Below are 18,423 nucleotides of genomic sequence, written 5' to 3'. Positions count from 1 at the left end.
CTACGGCTCTCGCCACGGCTCTTGCTACGGCTCTTGCTACGGGGGGCGCTGCTTGCTCCGGGTCTCGCCACGGGGGCGCTGCTTGCCAGGTGCCTTGTACGGGGCGGGGCGGGTCTACGGGTTCCGCACCAGCGGTGCCCGGCGGTACAGATGCCCGGCGTCCGCCGCCAGCGCGGTCAGCGCCTCCGCCGGGCCGTCGAACAGCCCGGCGTCCGCCAGCGCCGCGCCCACCTGGTCCCGCCCGGACCGCGCAGCCCCCCGGTCCGTCTCCCCGATCCGCGCCACACACGAGTCGTCGGGTACGCCCGTGTACTCGCCGTCGGCGACCGGGACCGTGGGCAGCGGGGAGAGCCCCGGCGGGATCTCGTCCGCCCGGTACTCGCTGAGCGGGACCACCCCGCGCGAGGGCGCCAGTTCGGGCCGGGGCGCCTGGATGTCGTACCCGACCGGCCGGTCGGGCAGCACCTCGGCGCCGGGCGCGTCCGGGGTGTGGCGGAAGGGCGACGGCGGGGCGCCCCACAGCGACGCGGGCAGGTTGTGAGTGCGGGGGGTCACCGTCCAGCCGTCCATCGGCGCGGGCGCGCCCGCGCAGGTCAGCCGCAGCCGGTGCTCGCCGATCAGCCCGGCGCGGTCCATGGGCCGGATGTCGACCCCGCCGCTGTCGTCGTCGGCGGCGGGCGTGGACAGGGGGTCTTCCCCGAGCCGCAAGTGACTGGCGGGCAGCGCGGCCTGGGTGAAGAACCGCAGATCACGGGCGCGTACGTACCACACCTTGCCGCTGTTGCCGGGGTCCTGGCCCTTGTCGTCGGCGGTCTTGTCGAGGCCGTTGACCGGCCCGACGGTGATGACGTCCGCCGGTTTCGGCAACATGCTCGCGAAGTCGTCCCAGCCGAGCGGACGGGCGTCGCGCCCGGACGGCGTGGGCCCGAAGTGGATGGTCTTGGAGAAGCAGGCGAAGTGCGCGGTGACGGACCCCGCGGTAGGCGGCCCCCACAGCGCCAGATCCGCCCCCACGGACACATTGACCGTCTTGTGGACGATCCCGATGTTGATCGTGTACGAGGCGCCGATGCTCACCGAGATCCGCGCGTCGAAGAAGAACGGCCGCCAGGACAGCAGCACGTCCGCCTGAGCCGTGAACCACGCCCGGAAGTCCCCCGCGTGGAAGACGATGCTCAGCCGCCCCCCGGCCATCGCGCACGACGGCGTCACCGCGAGATACGCCTGCGCGGTGATCGTGAGATTGTCACTGACCGCCCAGTCGATCCCGAGCCGGGGCACATCCGGGTAGCCCGCGGGCCGCTTGAACGACGGATGGTAGCCGCCGAGGGTCACGACGAACTGCCCGGCGTCCGGATGGTCCCCGAACCACGCCGCCGCCGCGAACCCCCCGGTGAGATGACACGCGGGCGTCAGCACGTACGACACCGGCGCCAGCTCCGCCGCCAGCTCGAAGCTCCCGGCGAGCGGCCGGACCACCGCTTCGATCCCCAACTCGGCGTACACATATGTCCGGGTCGCGGACTCGGCGGGCAGCGGTAGCTGGATCGTGGCCGTCCCCAGCAGCGCCAGGGCGAGTTCCCCGCCGAACTCGGCGGCCAGCAGCACCTTGGCGTTGACCACCTCGGCGACGCTGAACTCCATCCCGATCGCCAGCCAGTACGCGCCCTGCCGCGGCGCGATCCACGTCCGCGCCGGACTCCCCTGCACGGCGGGCGCCCCGCCCTCCAGCACCTCCAGCACCCCGGACGGCTTCAGATTGGCGTCCGGCCCCTGCTTGTTCAGCGCGAGCAGCGGGAACCCGGACACCTCCCGGGGCGTCGGCAGCGTCAGCTCCCGGTTGAACCCGAACCCCGCCATCAGCCCCGTGATCAGCACCGGCGGCGCCGCCACGATCGGCGCCTCCACCTGCGCGAACACAAACAACGACGGCTGCCCGCTGGTGAGCTGCGCATACGACCCGACGGCCGCGAGCGAGAAGTCCGGTACGGCGACGGTGGCCGTCCCGTCGTACTGGAACGCCACGTCCGGGGCGAGCCGGTCGGCGGGGAGGTGCAGCAGCGCGCCCTCGATCACGATGGGCGGCGCCGCGTAGCCGACACCGAGGCCGTTGAGCTGGAAGACGGGCGCGAACTTCTCCAGCGCCGAGCCGACGGCCAGCCCGTCCAGCGACATGACGAGGGGCCCGAGCTGAATCCCGGCGTCGAGCCCGAAGAGCAGCGCGTTGTGCTGGTAGATGACACCGACGCGGTTGATCTGGAGGACGCCTATGGTCTTCTGGACGGTGATCCAGACACCGGCGGGAGCGGGGGCGGTGGTGGAGGGGGCGGGATTGCTGCCGCCGTTGGCGGCGGAGGCGTTGTTCGGGCCCGGGGGCAGACCGAGGGCGACGGGGGTCCGCTCCTGCCCGATCCGCAGGTCGGCGAGCGCGGCGGGCCCGGCCTTCAGCCCACCCGAGGGCAGTTCCACGACCTGGGCCGCGCCGAGCAGCGCGTTGGCCGCGCCGACGGCGGTGGCGTCGAGGACGCCGGAGGAGTAGAGGATCTGGAGGTTGTCGACGGCGAGATCCCCGCCGATCTCCGCGAGGAATCCGCCGACCAGCGGCAGCGCGGCGAGATCGATCCCGGCGGACAGATCGATACCGACGCAGAAGACGGCGGTCCCGCCGGGAGGTTTGACCCGGACGAACTTGGCGTCCTTCAGCCCGATCCGCAGCCCGTCCGGGACCCCGGCGGCCAGCTCGTCGGAGAAGTGGGCGACCCAGTCCCGCAGGGTGACCTTGGTGTCGCTGTCGTCGGGGGAGTGATAGGTGGCGACGAGGAGATCGGCCCCGGCCCTCTCCTCGTCCAAGGTGACGCCGAAGGTGAACCCGCCGATGTCGAGCGTGCCGCCGTAGCGGGTGGCGGTGCCGTCCCGGGTGATGGTGAGAGCGAGGGAGGCGGTGATGGTGTCGGTGAGGGCCAGGTGGCCCTGGCAGTAGAAGTCGGCGGCCTTGGTGCCGGTGTCGTACGAGATGCCGAGGGCGGTCAGCTCCAGGGACTTCAGCGGCTGGGGCACGTCCGGCAGACGCAGTCCGCTGAGGACGTCCCCGATGCCGATCTCCCCGGCGGCGATCCCCCCACGGAAGGTCCAGCCGCCGCCCGCCCCGCCGTTCTGCACGGCGAAGAGGTCGACGGACACGGACTCGCCGATCGCGACCGTACCGGCGACCTGCGCCACGAAGGTGCGTACCGGGTCGAAGTAGAGCTGGAAGGAGAGGGCGGTGAGGGACAAGGGGCCGATGCCCCAGTCCCCGGTGGCCGTCATCCGCAGGACCCAGGTCTTGCCGAGGTGCGAGGAGAGGGTGAGTTCGGTGAGGGTCAGCGACGCGGGTATCTCGTCCGCCGGGATGCCGCACGAGGCCAGCAGCGCACGGATCTCCACGGTCTCGCCGTCCTGGAGACTGCCGGTGACGCGCAGGTCGGGCAGCCACAGCGCGATGTCCAGCGCCAGCGCCTTGAGGTCCAGCGCGGCGACCACCGCCATCGACGTCACCTCGAAGGCGGTGCCGTCCTTGGGGGTCAGCCGGTAGTCGAACCCGGCGACGGCCCGGGGCGCGAAGTCCAGGGCCCGCAGCCCCTCCTGGGCGGTCCGCCACACGTCGGCGTCGCCGAGGCGGGTGCCCAGGGTGTCGAGCGCGTCGGCGAAGGCGCCCGCCTTCCGGGCGCGCACGGCGGCGGTCAGACGTCCGTCCTCGTCCCCGGTGACGGTGGCCACGACAGCGACGGAGTCGAAAGCGCCGCTGAGGTACGCGCGGACGGAGCCGTCGGCGGACACGGTCACGGTCACGCCGGTGACCGCGAGGGTGACCTTCCCGCCGACCGGCCAGACGGTGGACGCGCAGGTGAGGTCGAGGGTCAGCGTGGTGTGCCCGGCGTCGAACCGGGGCTGCCCTGAGCCGTCCGTCCCCTGGCAGACACCGCCGGGGAAGGTGGTGAGCACGTCGGTCAGTCGCGGGGGGAGCGCGGTGTCCGTGGCGCGCAGGGCGGGGGGCTGGGGCTGGGTGGTGAGGTGCGCGGCGAGGGCGTCGAGGTCCATTCACGCCCCCCGGTGGCGGGCGCCGCCGGTGCCCAGGATCTGGAGGGCGTCGGCCCGGGTGATCGTGTCCTTGCCGTCGGTCAGCGTGGCCCCTGCGTCGGTGGCGGACGCCAGTTCCGTCAGGTTCTGCCACTTCTTGATGGTGCTGGCGAAGGTGATGGTCTTTCCCTCGCCGGTGGTTCTCCGTAGCCGGTTCTCCTGTGACCACTGTTTCATCCAGTTGCGGCGTATGTGGGCGCAGAATCCGTCGAATCTGGCCATCTCCGCGGTCAGGCCGACGATTCGGTGGAATGACTTCGTCGCCTTGTCGATATCCTTGGGTTTCTTCCCGCTCGCCACGACAGTTGCGAAGGTGTGGAGTTCCTTGATATCGCTCGTCATGGCCATGATCGAGAGGAAGCTGTCCGCGGCGGTGGCAGTGTAGGTGACGGGGATTCTCTGATCTGCGCCGATCCGGTGGGCGGAGGGCAGGTGCTTCGGATCGACGGCGAAATACCGTTCATTGGCTCCGGTGCCGATCGACCAGCCCATCAGGTAGAGGCTGTCCTTGATGACATAAACCCCGACCGTTACCCCGGCTGCCGTCATGTCGACGCGGCAGAAGAGGCGGTCGGGATCATCGCCCTCCAGTGGGGCGGCGGCATATCTGCGGCGCAGGAAATCGATCATCCCCGCGAAGTGTCCCTCGGACATGTCGCCCGCCGGATAGGGATGAACATCGTCGATCGCCACGACCATTCCGAAATCCCCCCACCGGATGGTGCACCGCCACGGCCCGCCACAGGCTCTCCGTCCCTCCACGGAACGCGCAAGCCTGTGACGGACCGAAGGAGACGTTTTCGGACATGTAAGGGAAGATGCGGATTAGGTCGGCAGGCGACCGGTGAGGTGGAGTGGGCGCCGCACAGCTCAGAGCCAGCCCGGCACCACGAAGATCGTCCAGGTCACCAGCGGTGCGATCACCGCCATGCTCAGCCCCCACGTCATCAGCTTCCGGAACACCTCGTCCCGCTGCTCCTCCGGCGCGTTCGCCGTCACCAGCGCACCGCTCGTCGAGATGGGCGAGGAGTCGACCACCGACGACGAGATGGCAAGCGCCGTCACCATCCCCACCGCCCCCACCTCACCGGCCAGCAGAAACGGCACGGCCAGCGGAATCAGCGCGCCGAGGATGCCCGTGGTGGAGGCGAACGCCGAGACCACCGCCCCGATCCCGCAGATCAGCAGCGCCCCCAGCAGCGGCGCCCCGATGTCGGCCACGCTGGTGCCGAGCCAGTCGATGGTGCCGATGCGCTCCATCATGGCGACGAAGGTGACGATCCCGCAGACCAGCAGGACGGTCGACCAGGCACACCGGTCCACGGCCCCCTTCGCGGACTCGGGCGACAGCAGCGACAGCACGACGGTCACGGTCAGCGCGAGCAGCCCCACGTTGAGATCGAAGAACAGCGCCCCGACCACCAGACTGAGCAGCCCGACCAGCGTGAGCACCCGGACCCGGTTCAGACGGACCACGTCGTCGGGCACCGGCGCCCCAGGACGGACCACCGTCGCCGTGGCCGCCGCCCGCAACGCCGTACCGCCGCCCCCTTCCCCCGCCCCCGAAGGGCCCCCGCTCTCCCCGGCGTCCGTCCCCGCCGCCACCGTCCCGCCGAGGTCGTCCGCCCGCCGTCCGAGGAGTTTTCTCCCGCCGAACAGGAAGAACACGATCACACACAGCACCGCGTTGAAAATGAACGAACTGGCGAACAGCAGCGTCGGATTCCCCGGCAGATCGTTCCGCTCGACCACTCCATTGGTGATGGAGCCGAAAATGCTCACCGGTGAGAATCCGCCCGCACTCGCCCCGTTGATGATGAAAAGCCCGAGCAGCACCGGGTTGATGCGATAGCGGACCGCGAATCCCATCCCGATCGGCGCGATGATCGCCACCGCGGCCGGCACGACCGCGCCCACGGCCGTCAGTACCGCGGTGACCAGGAACATCACCCAGGGAATCAAGGCGATACGGCCCCGCACGGCCCGGGTCGACGCCTGCACCAGCCAGTCGATCGTGCCGTTGTTCTTGGCGATGGCGAACAGAAAGGTCACGCCGACCAGGACGACGAACAGATCGCCGGGAAAGCCCCCGAAGATCTCGTCCGTGGATTCATGGACGAACAGCGTGCCGACCAGGAAAGCGGCGACGATCGCCAGCGCTCCCATATGTACCGAGGTGAAGGTGGCGATGGTGAATACCAGCACCAACGCGATGATGGAGATGACGTGATCTGACACGAGGCTTCCTCGCCTTCGGTCGACGGTCATGGTGTGGGCGCACCGGCGCGGCCCTCGTTGTCCGGCATCCGGGCGACCGGTAACCGGACAGCCGGATATCAGAGGAAAGCGAACAGGTGGATGTGTGCCGCGACCCGGCATGGTGCCGGGCTGTGCCGCCCCGGCATTCCGACGCGACGAATTCCGTTTCGCGGAAGGGCTGTTCCGCAATGGGGAGTATGGAAGCCCCGTAAATCCGCATACGTCAAGGGGGTGCGACCGAACTTTCCGGAGGTCGCCCCCTCCATTGACGCCCTCGCGCAGCGGTACCTATGCTCCGCCATGCCACATGACGGTATAGCGTGCCGCCACACGGCACAAGCCCTTTGAGCCCCCAGTGAACCCCTCGAATCCCCTTGAGTCCTTTGGAGGAGCCCTCTGATGACGCTTCGCACCGGCCGCCACTTCCTCCAGATCCCCGGCCCCACCAACGTCCCCGACCAGGTGCTGCGCGCCATGGCGGCGCCGACCATCGACCACCGGGGCCCCGAGTTCGCCGAGCTGACCCTCGGTCTGCTCCAGCGGATCAAGCCGGTGTTCGGCACCGAGGGACCGGTCGTGATCTACCCCGCCTCCGGCACCGGCGCCTGGGAGGCCGCCCTCGTGAACACGCTCAGCCCCGGCGACCGCGTCCTGTGCTTCGAGACCGGCCACTTCGCCACGCTCTGGCAGGACATGGCCCGCTCCCTCGGCCTGGAGGTCGACTTCGTGCCCGGCGACTGGCGTCACGGCGCCGACCCCGCCGATCTCCGGCGCCGTCTGGAGACCGACCTCACCCACTCCATCAAGGCCGTCTGCGTGGTCCACAACGAGACCTCCACCGGCGTCACCAGCCGCGTCCCCGAGTTCCGCGAGGTCCTGGACGCCACCGGGCACCCCGCCCTGCTGCTGGTCGACACCATCTCCTCACTCGGCTCCATCGACTACCGGCACGACGAGTGGGGCGTCGATGTCACCGTCGCCGGATCGCAGAAGGGGCTGATGCTGCCGCCCGGACTCAGCTTCAACGCGGTCAGCGTCAAGGCGCTCGCCGCGACCCGGGACGCCCGGCTGCCCAAGTCGTTCTGGGACTGGCTGCCGATCATCGAGGCCAACCGGCGCGGCTACTTCCCCTCCACGCCCGCCACCAACCTCCTCTACGGCCTGTCCGAAGCCCTGGACATGCTCGCCGCCGAGGGACTCCCCGAGGTCTTCGCCCGCCACACCCGGCACGCCGCCGCGACCCGCGCTGCCGTGCGCGGCTGGGGACTCGAGGTGCTGTGCGCCGACGAGCGCGAACACTCCGGCTCCCTCACCGCCGTACTGATGCCCGACGGTCATGACGCCGACAAGCTCCGCAAGGTGATCCTGGAGCGCTACGACATGTCCCTCGGCGCGGGCCTGGGCAAGCTCGCCGGCCGGATCTTCCGCATCGGCCACCTCGGTCACTTCAACGACCTCACCCTGGCGGGCACCCTGGCGGGCGTCCAGATGGGCCTGGAGCTGTCGGGCGTCCCGATCGACCCCACCGGTCTCGGCGCCGCGCTCGACGTACTGCGCACCCCCTGACCCCGGCGCCGACCCGGCACACCCCGATCGTCCCGCCCCGCCCCACCCCACCCCGCAGCTCACCGACCTCCCGCCTGGAGCCGCATCCATGACCCCGCCCCCCGGAGCGCCCCACACCTCGACCCCCAGCCGAACCACTCCCGACGACCACGACCTCCACGACCGCCTCCGCCGCGACCTGGAAGGCGAAGTCGCCTTCGACGACTACACCCGCCACCTCTTCTCCCGCGACGCGAGCATGTACGCCATCACCCCCCGTGGCGTCGTCTTCCCCCGCCACACCGCCGACGTCCAGGCCACCGTCGCCGCCGCCGTCGAGTACGGCGTCCCGGTCCTCGCGCGCGGCGCCGGGACCAGCCTCGCCGGACAGACCGTTGGCCCCGGCCTCGTGCTGGACTTCTCCCGCCATATGAACCGGATCATCGACCTCGACCCCGAGGCGGGCACCGCCCTGGTCGAACCCGGAGTCGTCCAGGACCAGCTGAACCGGGCCGCCGCCGCACATGGCCTGATGTTCGGCCCCGACACCTCCACCAGCAACCGCGCCACCATCGGCGGGATGATCGGCAACAACAGCGCGGGCAGCGGCTCCCTGCGCTACGGCATGACCATCGACCACGTCCGCGCCCTGGACGTCGTCCTGTCCGACACGACCACCGCCCGCCTCGAACCCGTCGACGAGACCGAACGCGAGCGCCGCGCCCGCCTCCCCACCCTGGAGGGCCGCCTCTACCGCGATCTCCCGGCGCTCGTCCGGGCCAACGCCGACGCCATCGCCGCGGGCTTCCCCGACTTCTGGCGCCGCGCCTGCGGCTACCGCCTGGACCGCCTCGCCCGCGACGACACCCCCTTCGACCTGGCGAAGTTCATCGTGGGCTCGGAGGGCACACTCGCCATCACCACCCGGGCGCTGGTGGACCTGGTGCCGAAACCCCGCCGGACCGTGATCGCCGTCGGCCACTTCACCTCGGTCGTCGCGGCCATCGAGGCGACCGAGTCCGCGCTCGCCTGCCATCCCGCCGCCGTGGAGCTGATGGACCGCACGATCCTCGACCTGTCCCGCCAGAAGATCGAGTACGCCTCGCTCGGCACGATCCTCGAAGGCGCCCCGGAAGCCCTGCTCTTCGTCAGCTTCACCGGCGACGACGAGACCGAACTCATCGACCAGCTACGCCAGTTGACCACCTCATGGAAACACCGGGGCCACGGCTACCACACCCTCCAGGCCGTCACCCCGCAGCAGCAGTCGGCGCTGCTGAAGGTCCGCAAGTCCAGCCTGGGCCTGCTGATGGCGGCGGGCGAGGGCACCCGGCGCCCCCTCGCCTTCGTGGAGGACACCGCCGTCGACCCGCTGCACCTCGCCGAGTACACCCGCCGGTTCAAAGGCATCCTGGACGAACACGGCCTCTCCGCGGGCTTCTACGGCCACTGCTCCGTGGGCTGCCTCCACATCCGCCCCTTCGTGGACCTCGCCGACCCGCACCAGATCACCGTGATGCGCACGGTCGCCGAACGGATCAAGGACCTGGTCACCGAGTACGGCGGGGTCAACTCCAGCGAACACGGCGACGGGCTGGCCCGCAGCGAGTTCAACCGGGAGATCTTCGGCGACGAGCTGTACGAGGCGATGCGCGCGGTCAAGGGCCTGTTCGACCCGCACGACCGCCTCAACCCCGGCAAGATCGTGGACGCCCCCGCGATGACCGACCACCTCCGCGACCCGGCGCTGCCGCCCGCCCCCGAACTCCGTACCCGCCTCACCTTCGACGTGGTGGGCGGGATGCGGGGCGCCGCCGACCGCTGTATGAACATCGGGCTGTGCCGCAAGAGCGACACCGGCGCCATGTGCCCGTCGTACATGGCCACCCGCAATGAGCAGGACTCCACCCGGGGCCGGGCGAACGCCCTGGTCAAGGCGCTCTCGGAGCCGGACCCCCGCAAGGCGCTCGGTGACGAGCGCCTGCATGAGGTCCTCGACCTGTGTCTGATGTGCAAGGCGTGCAAGAGCGAGTGTCCGCTCGGCGTCGACATGGCCACACTCAAGGCGGAGGCGCTCTCCCACCACCACGACCAGCACGGCGTACCCCTGCGCTCCCGGATCTTCGGCTCGATCCGCCTCCTGAACCGCCTGGGCTCGGCGACCGCCCCCCTCTCCAACCTCCCCGGCCGCGTCCCCGTCCTGCGCCGCCTGATGGACCGCCTCCTCGGCATCACCGCGTCCCGCCCACTGCCCCGCTTCGAGCGGCGCAACCTGGTCCGCTGGTTCGGCGGAAGGAGGCGGCGGAAGGGGACCGCGCTCCCGGCGCCCCAGGGAGTGGTGACGTACCTGGCCGACTCCTTCACCACCTACACCGAACCCAGCATCGGCCAGGCGGCCGTGGAGCTGCTGGAAGCCTCCGGCTGGGAGGTCCGGCTGGAGAGCCGGGGCTGCTGCGGACGCTCCAGCCTCTCCAAGGGCCTGGTGGACGAGGCCAACGAGAAGGCGTTCAAGCTGGCGCACCTGCTCGCCGAGACCACACCGGCGGGCTCCCCGGTCGTGGGCTGTGAGCCGTCCTGTCTGATGACCCTGCGCGACGAACACCGCGCGATGCTCCCCGGCGACAAGGCGGTCGAGGACATCGCGGGCCGCCTCCGCCAGGTCGAGGAACTGCTGGTGGAGGCGATCGACGCGGGCCGTCTGCGCCTGAGCGAGGCGTCCTGGCCGGCCGGCCGCCGTCTCCTCTACCACGGCCACTGCCACCAGAAGGCCGAGGTCGGCACGGCGGCGACCATCGCGCTCCTTGAGCGCATCCCCGGCGCCGAGGTGGTCGAACTGGACGCGGGCTGCTGCGGGATGGCCGGTTCGTTCGGCTTCGAGTCGGAGCACTACGACGTCTCGATGACGGTGGGGGAGGACCGCCTGTTCCCCGCCGTGACGGCGGAACCGGCGGAGACGGTGATCGTCGCGACCGGGGTCTCGTGCCGCCAGCAGATCTTCCACGGGACACGGCGAAACGCATGGCACCCGGTACAGCTGATCCGCGAGGCACTGAGCGAGGACCAGGAGAAGCCGGGGCCGTAAAAGGGGAAACGCCCCGGCCCGCCCGCAGAACGGACGGACCGGGGCGTGCTGTACCCGGGAGATCAGGAGATCAACTCCACCTCCGCGAGTGTCGCGGTCTGACCCTCGCCGAACACCAGCCGGTACTGGCCGTACGACCCGGTCCGGTCGATGGAGAACGCCCTGACCTGGCGGTCCCAGGCGAACGACTCACCCGAGCGGGAGTCCAGCGTCCGCCACTTCTTCCCGTCCGTGGAGCCCTGGAGCGTCCACGCGGTGGGCGCCGTCGTCCGGTCCTTGCCGGACGTCAGCGTGTACTGCACCGCCTTCGTCCGCTTCTCGACCGGCAGGTCCACCGTCGTGACGGCGGCCTCGGTCGCGGACGTGTTGTCGAACAGCGCGCCCTCGCCCCGCGAGACATCGCCGCGCGGCTCCGGTACGTCACCGTCCTTGGTGATGGAGACCGGCGCGGCGTTCTTGCCGGTGCCCCACCGGGACGGCTTGGAGCCCATGTCGAACTCCAGGACCCCTCCCTTGGCGATCACCGAGTGCGGCAGCGCGGTGGAGTTCCAGGGCCTGCCGTTGACCTTGAGCCCCTGGACGTACACGTTCTTGGTGCTGTTCTTCGGCGCCTTGACGACCAGTTCGCGCCCGTTCTCCAGGTGCACGGTCGCCTTGGTGAACAGGGGCGAGCCGATGGCGTACTCGCCGCTGCCCATCACCAGCGGATAGAAGCCGAGCGCGGAGAACAGGAACCAGGCGGACTGCTCGCCGTTGTCCTCGTCGCCGTGGTAGCCCTGTCCGATGTCGCTGCCGGTGTAGAGCCGGGACAGCACCTCGCGCACGTTCTTCTGGGTCTTCCAGGGTTCCCCGGCGGCGTCGTACATGTACAGGGCGTGGTGGGCGACCTGGTTGGAGTGCCCGTACATGCCCATCCGGACGTCCCGTGCCTCGGTCATCTCATGGATGACACCGCCGTACGACCCGACGAACTCGGGGGACGCGGTCTCCGGGGTGGCGAGGTACTCGTCCAGCTTGTCGCCGAGGCCGTCGCGCCCGCCGTACAGGTTGGCCAGCCCGAGGCTGTCCTGCGGGGCGGTGAAGGCGTAGCCCCAGCCGTTGGTCTCGGTGTAGTCGTAGCCCCACACCCGGGGGTCGTACTTGTCCGACGGCACCCGCCAGTCGCCCGCGAGGCTGCGCCCCTGGAAGAACCCGGCCTGGGAGTCGAAGAGACTCACATACTCCTGGGCCCGGTTGAGGAAGTAGGCGGACTCCTCCTTGTACCGCTTCTTGCCGGTCTCCTTGTAGAGCTTCTCGCCCATCTTGGCGATGCCGTAGTCGTTGAGATAGCCCTCCAGCGCCCAGGACAGGCCCTCGTGGGTCTGGGTGCTGGTGTAGCCGAGGAACGGCGAGGTCTGCATCCCCTTGCGTCCGACACCGGAGGTGGGCGGGACGACGGTGGCGTTCTTCACGGCGGCGTCGTAGGCGGCCTCGGCGTCGAAGTCGACGCCCTTGACATAGGCGTCGGCGAACGCGACATCCGACGACGTACCGGTCATCAGATCCGCGTACCCCGGGGAGGACCAGCGCGAGGTCCAGCCGCCGTCCTTGTACTGCTGCACGAACCCGTCGACCATCTCACCGGCCTGGGAGGGGGAGAGCAGCGAGTACGCGGGCCAGGTGGTCCGGTAGGTGTCCCAGAAGCCGTTGTTGACGTAGACCTTGCCCTCGACGATCTTCGCCCCGGTGTGGGTCGGGGTGTCAGGACCCGGCATGGGCGAGAACGGCGAGGCGTACTTGTAGGTACCGCCGACCTTCTCGAACCCGGAGTTCGGGTAGAGGTACAGCCGGTAGAGGCTGGAGTAGAGCGTGGTCAGCTGATCCGCTGTCGCCCCCTCGACCTCGACCTTCCCGAGAATCCGGTCCCACTGCCCCTGAGCCTTCTTCTTCACACTCTCGAACGACGTACCGTCCGGGATCTCCTGCCGCAGATTGTCCTTGGCCTGGTCGATGCTGATGAGGGAAGTGGCGAGCCGCAGGGTGACCTGACGGTCGTCCCCGGCGTCGAACCGCAGATACCCCTTGACCCCGCTGGACGACCCCTCGGTCACCGGCTTGTCGAAGACGCCGTAGACGAACAGCCGGGTCGCGCCGGTCGACAGCCCGGACTTGACGTCCGAGTAGCCGGTGATGACCCCGTTCTCCTTGTCGAGGGTCAGCCCCGCCTGGTCGGTGACATTGTCGAAGAGGACGCTGGTGTCGTCGCCGGGGTAGGTGAAGCGCATGACGGCCGCGTGATCGGTGGGCGCGATCTCCGTCTTGAGCCCGTTCTCGAAGGTGACCCCGTAGTAATAGGGCCGGGCCGTCTCGTTGTCATGCTTGAACGGCAGCGCGCGGGCGGTGCGCCCGGCGTCCGGGGTGCCGGACGCGGCGGACGGCATCAGCTGGAAGGTCTGCCGGTCACCCATCCAGGGGCTGGGCTCATGGCTGGCGCTGAACGCCTGGATGGTCGGCAGATTGTCCGCGTTGTTGGCCCGCGCGTAGTCGTAGAGCCAGCTCAGCGAACCGGCGTTGGTGACCGGGGTCCAGAAGTTGAACCCGTGCGGGACGGCGGTGGCGGGGAAGTTGTTCCCCCGGGAGAACCCACCGGAGGAGTTGGTCCCCCGGGTGGTGACGGCGTAGTCCGACAGATGCGCCTTGGGCTTCTCGGGCGCGACCCGCTCGATGGTCACATCATCGAGCCACCCACGGAACTTGGCAGGCCCCTTGGGCGAGTCGTAAGCGACGAGCACCCGATCGACGGTCTTCCCGGCGGCAACGGACCCGATCCCGGAAACAACACTGTTCCACTGATTGACATACAGGACCTTGGAGTCACCCTGACCGCGCGGGGTGAGCGGGAACCCATGCTGGTCGGTGGCGCGCAGATCACTCAGATAGGTCCCGTCGGTGAAGACGAGATCGACGGCGACATTCGTGGCGTCGTAGTCGAGATCCCCATCCGCCATGGACGGAAAGACCTTGTACGACAGCTGGGTGTCCCGCTGGACGGCCACATCGACGTCGAAGACCTTGTTGTACGAGTAGGCGCGCCCGTCGGCGAGATGCCGCCCGGCGTACCGCAGCGCCCGCTTCCCGGTGAACCCGGCACGGGCCTTGGCGGTGGCGGACCCGACGGGCCCGGTGTCGACCAGCGACAGCATGTCCTGCGGTACGGGATTGTCGGTCCCGCCGGTGGAGAGCTGCACATCGGCGAGCTGGGTGATGGGTCCGCCGTTGTTCTGGGTGATCTCCAGCCGGAAGTGCCGGTACTCGGCCGCCTCGGCGAGATCGAAGGACTTGGTCTGGAACCGCTCGCCGAAGGACTGTCCGTCCCGGGTGTCGAGGGTCTTCCAGTCGCTGCCGTCGGCGGACCCCTTGAGGGTCCACGCCTTCGGATCACGCTCGTCAAAATCATTCGCGGAGGTGAGCGCGTAGGTGACGACCTTCGCGGGCTTGTCGAGCTGGAACTCCAGCCACGCGGTGGGCGCGAACGCCAGCCACTTGGTGACCGGCTCACCGTCGATCAGATTCTCCTTGACCTCACCACCGCCGGTGTTCTCGGCGCTGGCGCGGACATCGGTCACCTGGTTGGTGATGTTGCCGGGGATCCCGGTCGTGAACCCACCATCGACTCCGGCGGCCCGCTTGACGCCACCGGCCCCGGTGTCGACGGTGTTGAGCCAGTCCGGCGCGGGCTGACCGGCCTCGAACGAGGAGCTGAACTCCTGCGGGGCACCGGCCGCGTCGGCGAGACCGGGCAACGCGATCGCCGCGCCCTGCGCGCCCGCGGTGAGCGCGAGCGCGGCGGAGAGTACGACCCCCCTGCGCCATCTGTACCGGACCAAGTGCCGCGTTCTGTGCTCCATGCGCGAGCACCACCCTCCCTGCTGGACAACGTTGTCAGCTTTTGTACGCAAGGACTAGTAGGGGTGTAAGGGGACGGTGATGTCAAGGGTGTTGATGGCCGGTGGAGCCGAAGGGGTGGCGTGGGGGAGAGCTGGGGTCGCGGTGGGGGCTGGTCGGTAGGGTCGAGCCGATTTCTCGGGGTGACTGGGGGATTCCTGTGCGTAGGCGATGAGGGGGAGGGGTGTACGTCGTTGGGGCTGAAGCGATGTGACGGACCGTCGGTGATCGGGGCTGTTGCTGATGTTGCTCCCGCGCGCACGGGTGACTCTGAGCGAGCGCGGCGGATGCGGGCTGAGCTGGCGGCTGCGGTGGCTGACGGGTGGCGTGCGGCTGTGGAGGCGGTGCCTCGGCACCGATTCGTGCCGGGCTTCTACCTGCCCGCCGAGCAACTCTCTCCACGGGGGCTCACATGGTGGGAGCCGGTCACCGCCAAGCTGGACCCGGAGCGGTGGCTCACCGCCGCCTACACCAACCAGACCCTTGTCACCCAGTTCGACGGCGACGAGCCCGACTGGGACCGCCCCGAGCCTCGCGACGGCGGCTCACCCACGTCCTCGTCCACGCTGCCGTCGCTGGTCGTGGAGATGTGGGAGGACGCCGACTTGGCTGAGGGCCAGGACATCCTGGAGATCGGGACGGGTACCGGCTACTCCACGGCGCTGGTGTGCGAGCGCTACGGCTCCGATGCGATCACGTCGATCGAAGTCGACAACCACCGGCTGGAGCGGGCGGCTGGCGCGCTGTTCGGGCTCGGATACGTTCCTGGCCTGGCGGTCGCGGACGGTCTGTACGGCTACTGGCCGTCGGCCCCGTTCGATCGGATCGTGGCAGCGTGCGCGGTGCGCGTGATCCCTCGGGCGTGGATCGCGCAGACCCGACCAGGGGGGAAGATCCTGACGACTCTGGGCGGCTGGCAGTACGGCTTCGGTCGGACGTTGCTGACGGTGCGGGAGGACGGCACTGCGAGCGGTCCGCTGCTGCCGGGGACGATCTCCTTCATGCTGGCTCGCCCTCACCAACCTCCTGGCTTCGGGAACCCGGCGCACTGGCTCTCGCTCGTGGCAGACGCGCGCCCGACGCTCGCTCGTCACCCCGAAATCGACTGGCTCGACGCTTGGACGGAGGAGGCGTTCTTCACTCGCTTCCTGATCCAGTCGGCTCTGCCGACCAGTCAGGTCGCTGGGGTCGATGGCGTGACGTGTCTGATCGATATCGACAGCGGGTCAGTGGCTGAACTGGTCTCGGAGGGTGATGAGTTGCGGGTGCGGCAGGCGGGGCCGGTTCGGCTCTGGGATCGGGCGGAGGAGGTTCTCGCGGCGTATGAGGCGGCGGGGCGTCCCGGCTCGGAGGAGTTCCGCCTCACCGTGGACGGGACGGGGCAGTGGCTTCGGCATCCGGAGATGCCCGTGCTCGTGCTGGGGTGAGCGGTCGGAGTCGGTCACGTACGTGACATGTGTCAGGAATGCCGGTGACAGACGGCATTGGTGAGGGGGCGGAGTGGGGCCCAGGCTTGGGATATGACGACACATCAGAAGGACAGGGGTCGGGGCGACTGGTCCCGGCGTAGGGTGCTGGTGGCGGGGATGGCAGGGTTGGCGGGGGTGGCTGGGGGGTCTGCGGCGTACGCGCCCGCCGCGTCCGCCGTTCCCGGGCGGATGCCGCCGCCTGTGAGGCTGACGCTGCCCGCCCCGACCGGTCCGTATCCGATCGGTACGCATGCCCTCCGGTTGGTGGACCGCTCGCGCCGGGACCCGTGGGTGGCGGGGAGGCCGGTGCGGGAGTTCATGGTGCAGTTCTGGTACCCCGCCGCGCGTCCGGCGGGTCGGGAGCGGGCTCCGTGGATGACGCCGGGGGCGGCCCGGCACTTCCAGAGTGCGGGACTGCTTCCCGCCGGGTATGTGACCCTGCCTCGGTCGCACGCGGGGACGGATCTGCCCGCGCGCACGGCGGGGGGTCGGCGTCCGGTGATCCTGCACTCCCACGGCCATGGGCAGCACCGCAGCGCGAGCCTGTCGCTGGTGGAGGATCTGGCGAGCCATGGGTATGTCGTCGTCACCGTCGACCACACGTATGACGCGGGGCAGGTCGAGTTCCCTGGTGGCCGGGTCGAGACGTATGGGATGCCGGAACTGACGCCGGATCTGCCGCCGGAGGAGGAGCGGAGGATCGTCACGAAGGCGCTGGGGGTGCGGGTGGACGATGTCCGGCATGTGCTGGAGGAGCTGACCCGGGTGGTCGGTGGGGGCGGGCACCGGCTCCCGGCCGGGCTTCGGGGCGTGCTGGATCTCTCCCGGACGGCGATGTTCGGTCACTCGCTGGGCGGGGCGACGGCCCTGGAGGCGATGTACGAGGGGCTGCCGATCGTCGCGGGGGCGAATCTCGACGGCAGTCTGTTCGGGAGGTCGGCGGTGTCGGGGGTGGACCGGCCGGTGCTTCTGTTCGGCGCGGATCTGCCGGACGACGGGAGCTGGCTGGGGGTCTGGCCGAGGCTGCGGGGCTGGCGCCGGTTCGTGACGCTGAAGGGGTCGCTGCACTTCTCGTTCACGGACTATGAGCCGTTGCTGCCACAGGCGGCGGAGCGGATCGGGGCGACGCCGGAGCAGGTGGCCGGCGTCATCGGCCCGCTGGAGTGGAGGCGGTCGGTGACGGTCCAGAGGGCGGTGCTGCGGGGCTTCTTCGATGCGCAGCTGCGGGGGCGCGCGGCGCCGATCCTGGACGGCCCCGGGACCGGCTACCCGGAGCTGGCTTTCCAGAAGCCGGTCGAGGGGTGAGGAGGGGTCCGGGTCAGGGGGAGAGGTCCCGCAGGTGGCCTATGAAGGCCGACCAGGCGGGTTCGGGGATCAGGAGGGAGGGGCCGGTGGGCGTCTTGCTGTCGCGGATGGGGACGAGGCCGGACGCGGTGGCTGTGTCGGGGGCCCACTCGACGCAGGTATCCCCACCGTTGCCGCTGTAGGTCGACTTGACCCACCGGGTGGTGGTGGGCTGAGGGGACTCATCCATCGGGAAGCTCCTCCAGATCCGAGTCAGGCAAGCAGGTCGCGCACGTGGTCCACGAAGGCCGACCAGGCGGGCTCGGCGATTGTCAGGGAGTTTCCGGTTGGCACCTTGCTGTCCCGGACTGGGACGACGCCAGATGCCGCAGCCACGTCGGGGGCCCATTCCACGCAGTTTCCCCCTCCGTTGCCGCTGTAGCTCGACGCGACCCACAGGATGAAGGTGGGCTCAGAGGACTTGCTCATCGTGAAGTTCCTCCAGATCTACGGAGAGACGGAAGACGGCCAGAGTTAGACAGACAGATCCCGCACATGACCGACGAAGGCTGACCAGGCGGGCACGGCTATCAGGAGAACAGGTCCGCCAGCCACTTTGGAGTCCCGGACGGGGAGCGCCGCCAGGACGGCAACCGCGTTGGGTGCCACCTCCAGGCAGTTCCCGCCATCGGGACTGCTGTAGCTCGACTTGATCCATCGAGCTGGGCCCATGTGCGCGTTGGG

The 18,423-nt window shown here is 69.7% G+C and carries 11 protein-coding genes; 4 read left to right on the top strand and 7 right to left on the bottom strand.

Annotated features, from left to right (window positions below; translation table 11 throughout):
* Positions 1 to 114: 114 nt before the first annotated feature.
* From AB0D49_RS01100 to AB0D49_RS01090, 3 genes are all read right to left on the bottom strand, one after another.
* Entirely contained in the window at positions 115 to 4,077 is a 3,963-nt protein-coding gene (locus AB0D49_RS01100; protein WP_362748649.1) for a DUF6603 domain-containing protein, read from the bottom strand.
* A complete protein-coding gene (locus AB0D49_RS01095) occupies positions 4,078 to 4,809 on the bottom strand; it encodes a ribosome-inactivating family protein (protein ID WP_362748646.1) in 732 nt (243 codons plus the stop codon).
* A 177-nt stretch (positions 4,810 to 4,986) separates the two neighbouring features.
* On the bottom strand, positions 4,987 to 6,354 hold the full coding sequence (locus tag AB0D49_RS01090; protein WP_362748643.1) for an SLC13 family permease: 1,368 nt from the start codon (positions 6,352 to 6,354) through the stop codon (positions 4,987 to 4,989).
* Between the two features lie 420 nt (positions 6,355 to 6,774).
* Between AB0D49_RS01090 and AB0D49_RS01085 the strand changes: the two genes are divergently transcribed.
* A complete protein-coding gene (locus AB0D49_RS01085) occupies positions 6,775 to 7,941 on the top strand; it encodes an aminotransferase class V-fold PLP-dependent enzyme (protein ID WP_362748640.1) in 1,167 nt (388 codons plus the stop codon).
* Between the two features lie 88 nt (positions 7,942 to 8,029).
* The gene (locus AB0D49_RS01080; RefSeq protein WP_362748637.1) at positions 8,030 to 11,002 is read left to right on the top strand and encodes an FAD-linked oxidase C-terminal domain-containing protein; all 2,973 of its coding nucleotides are present in this window, start codon (positions 8,030 to 8,032) and stop codon (positions 11,000 to 11,002) included.
* Between the two features lie 62 nt (positions 11,003 to 11,064).
* Here AB0D49_RS01080 and AB0D49_RS01075 read toward each other — a convergent pair whose 3' ends face one another.
* Positions 11,065 to 14,889, bottom strand: coding sequence for a GH92 family glycosyl hydrolase (locus AB0D49_RS01075; RefSeq protein ID WP_362748634.1), 3,825 nt, complete (start codon positions 14,887 to 14,889; stop codon positions 11,065 to 11,067).
* Positions 14,890 to 15,213: 324 nt separating this feature from the next.
* Here AB0D49_RS01075 and tgmC point away from each other — a divergent pair, with 324 nt between their 5' ends.
* Positions 15,214 to 16,353: an ATP-grasp peptide maturase system methyltransferase gene (gene tgmC / locus AB0D49_RS01070; RefSeq protein WP_362748631.1), complete on the top strand. Its 1,140-nt coding sequence runs from the start codon at positions 15,214 to 15,216 to the stop codon at positions 16,351 to 16,353.
* 306 nt (positions 16,354 to 16,659) lie between these two features.
* Entirely contained in the window at positions 16,660 to 17,700 is a 1,041-nt protein-coding gene (locus AB0D49_RS01065) for a lipase (RefSeq protein WP_362748628.1), read from the top strand.
* Positions 17,701 to 17,713: 13 nt separating this feature from the next.
* Here the strand turns inward: AB0D49_RS01065 and AB0D49_RS01060 are convergent, their stop codons facing one another.
* Genes AB0D49_RS01060 through AB0D49_RS01050 form a run of 3 tightly spaced genes read right to left on the bottom strand, consistent with a single transcriptional unit; the run spans position 17,714 to position 18,411 of the window.
* On the bottom strand, positions 17,714 to 17,929 hold the full coding sequence (locus AB0D49_RS01060) for a DUF397 domain-containing protein (protein ID WP_362748625.1): 216 nt from the start codon (positions 17,927 to 17,929) through the stop codon (positions 17,714 to 17,716).
* A gap of 23 nt (positions 17,930 to 17,952) precedes the next feature.
* On the bottom strand, positions 17,953 to 18,168 hold the full coding sequence (locus AB0D49_RS01055) for a DUF397 domain-containing protein (RefSeq protein ID WP_362748622.1): 216 nt from the start codon (positions 18,166 to 18,168) through the stop codon (positions 17,953 to 17,955).
* Positions 18,169 to 18,213: 45 nt separating this feature from the next.
* A complete protein-coding gene (locus tag AB0D49_RS01050) occupies positions 18,214 to 18,411 on the bottom strand; it encodes a DUF397 domain-containing protein (protein ID WP_362749303.1) in 198 nt (65 codons plus the stop codon).
* Positions 18,412 to 18,423 lie beyond the last annotated feature (12 nt).

Origin of the sequence: Streptomyces sp. NPDC048290 (genome assembly GCF_040652095.1) — a bacterium.
In the GTDB taxonomy this organism is placed as follows: domain Bacteria; phylum Actinomycetota; class Actinomycetes; order Streptomycetales; family Streptomycetaceae; genus Streptomyces.
The sequence above is the reverse complement of the archived record's forward strand: the minus strand, read 5'-3'. Positions and strand labels throughout refer to the sequence as shown.

Excerpts from the sequence above, each read along its gene's own strand:
- AB0D49_RS01100 (WP_362748649.1), bottom strand. The coding sequence starts at position 4,077 with ATGGACCTCGACGCCCTCGCCGCGCACCTCACCACCCAGCCCCAGCCC.
- AB0D49_RS01085 (WP_362748640.1), top strand. The coding sequence starts at position 6,775 with ATGACGCTTCGCACCGGCCGCCACTTCCTCCAGATCCCCGGCCCCACC.
- AB0D49_RS01080 (WP_362748637.1), top strand. The coding sequence starts at position 8,030 with ATGACCCCGCCCCCCGGAGCGCCCCACACCTCGACCCCCAGCCGAACC.
- AB0D49_RS01075 (WP_362748634.1), bottom strand. The coding sequence starts at position 14,889 with ATGGAGCACAGAACGCGGCACTTGGTCCGGTACAGATGGCGCAGGGGG.
- tgmC (WP_362748631.1), top strand. The coding sequence starts at position 15,214 with ATGCGGGCTGAGCTGGCGGCTGCGGTGGCTGACGGGTGGCGTGCGGCT.
- AB0D49_RS01060 (WP_362748625.1), bottom strand. The coding sequence starts at position 17,929 with ATGGATGAGTCCCCTCAGCCCACCACCACCCGGTGGGTCAAGTCGACC.
- AB0D49_RS01055 (WP_362748622.1), bottom strand. The coding sequence starts at position 18,168 with ATGAGCAAGTCCTCTGAGCCCACCTTCATCCTGTGGGTCGCGTCGAGC.
- AB0D49_RS01050 (WP_362749303.1), bottom strand. The coding sequence starts at position 18,411 with ATGGGCCCAGCTCGATGGATCAAGTCGAGCTACAGCAGTCCCGATGGC.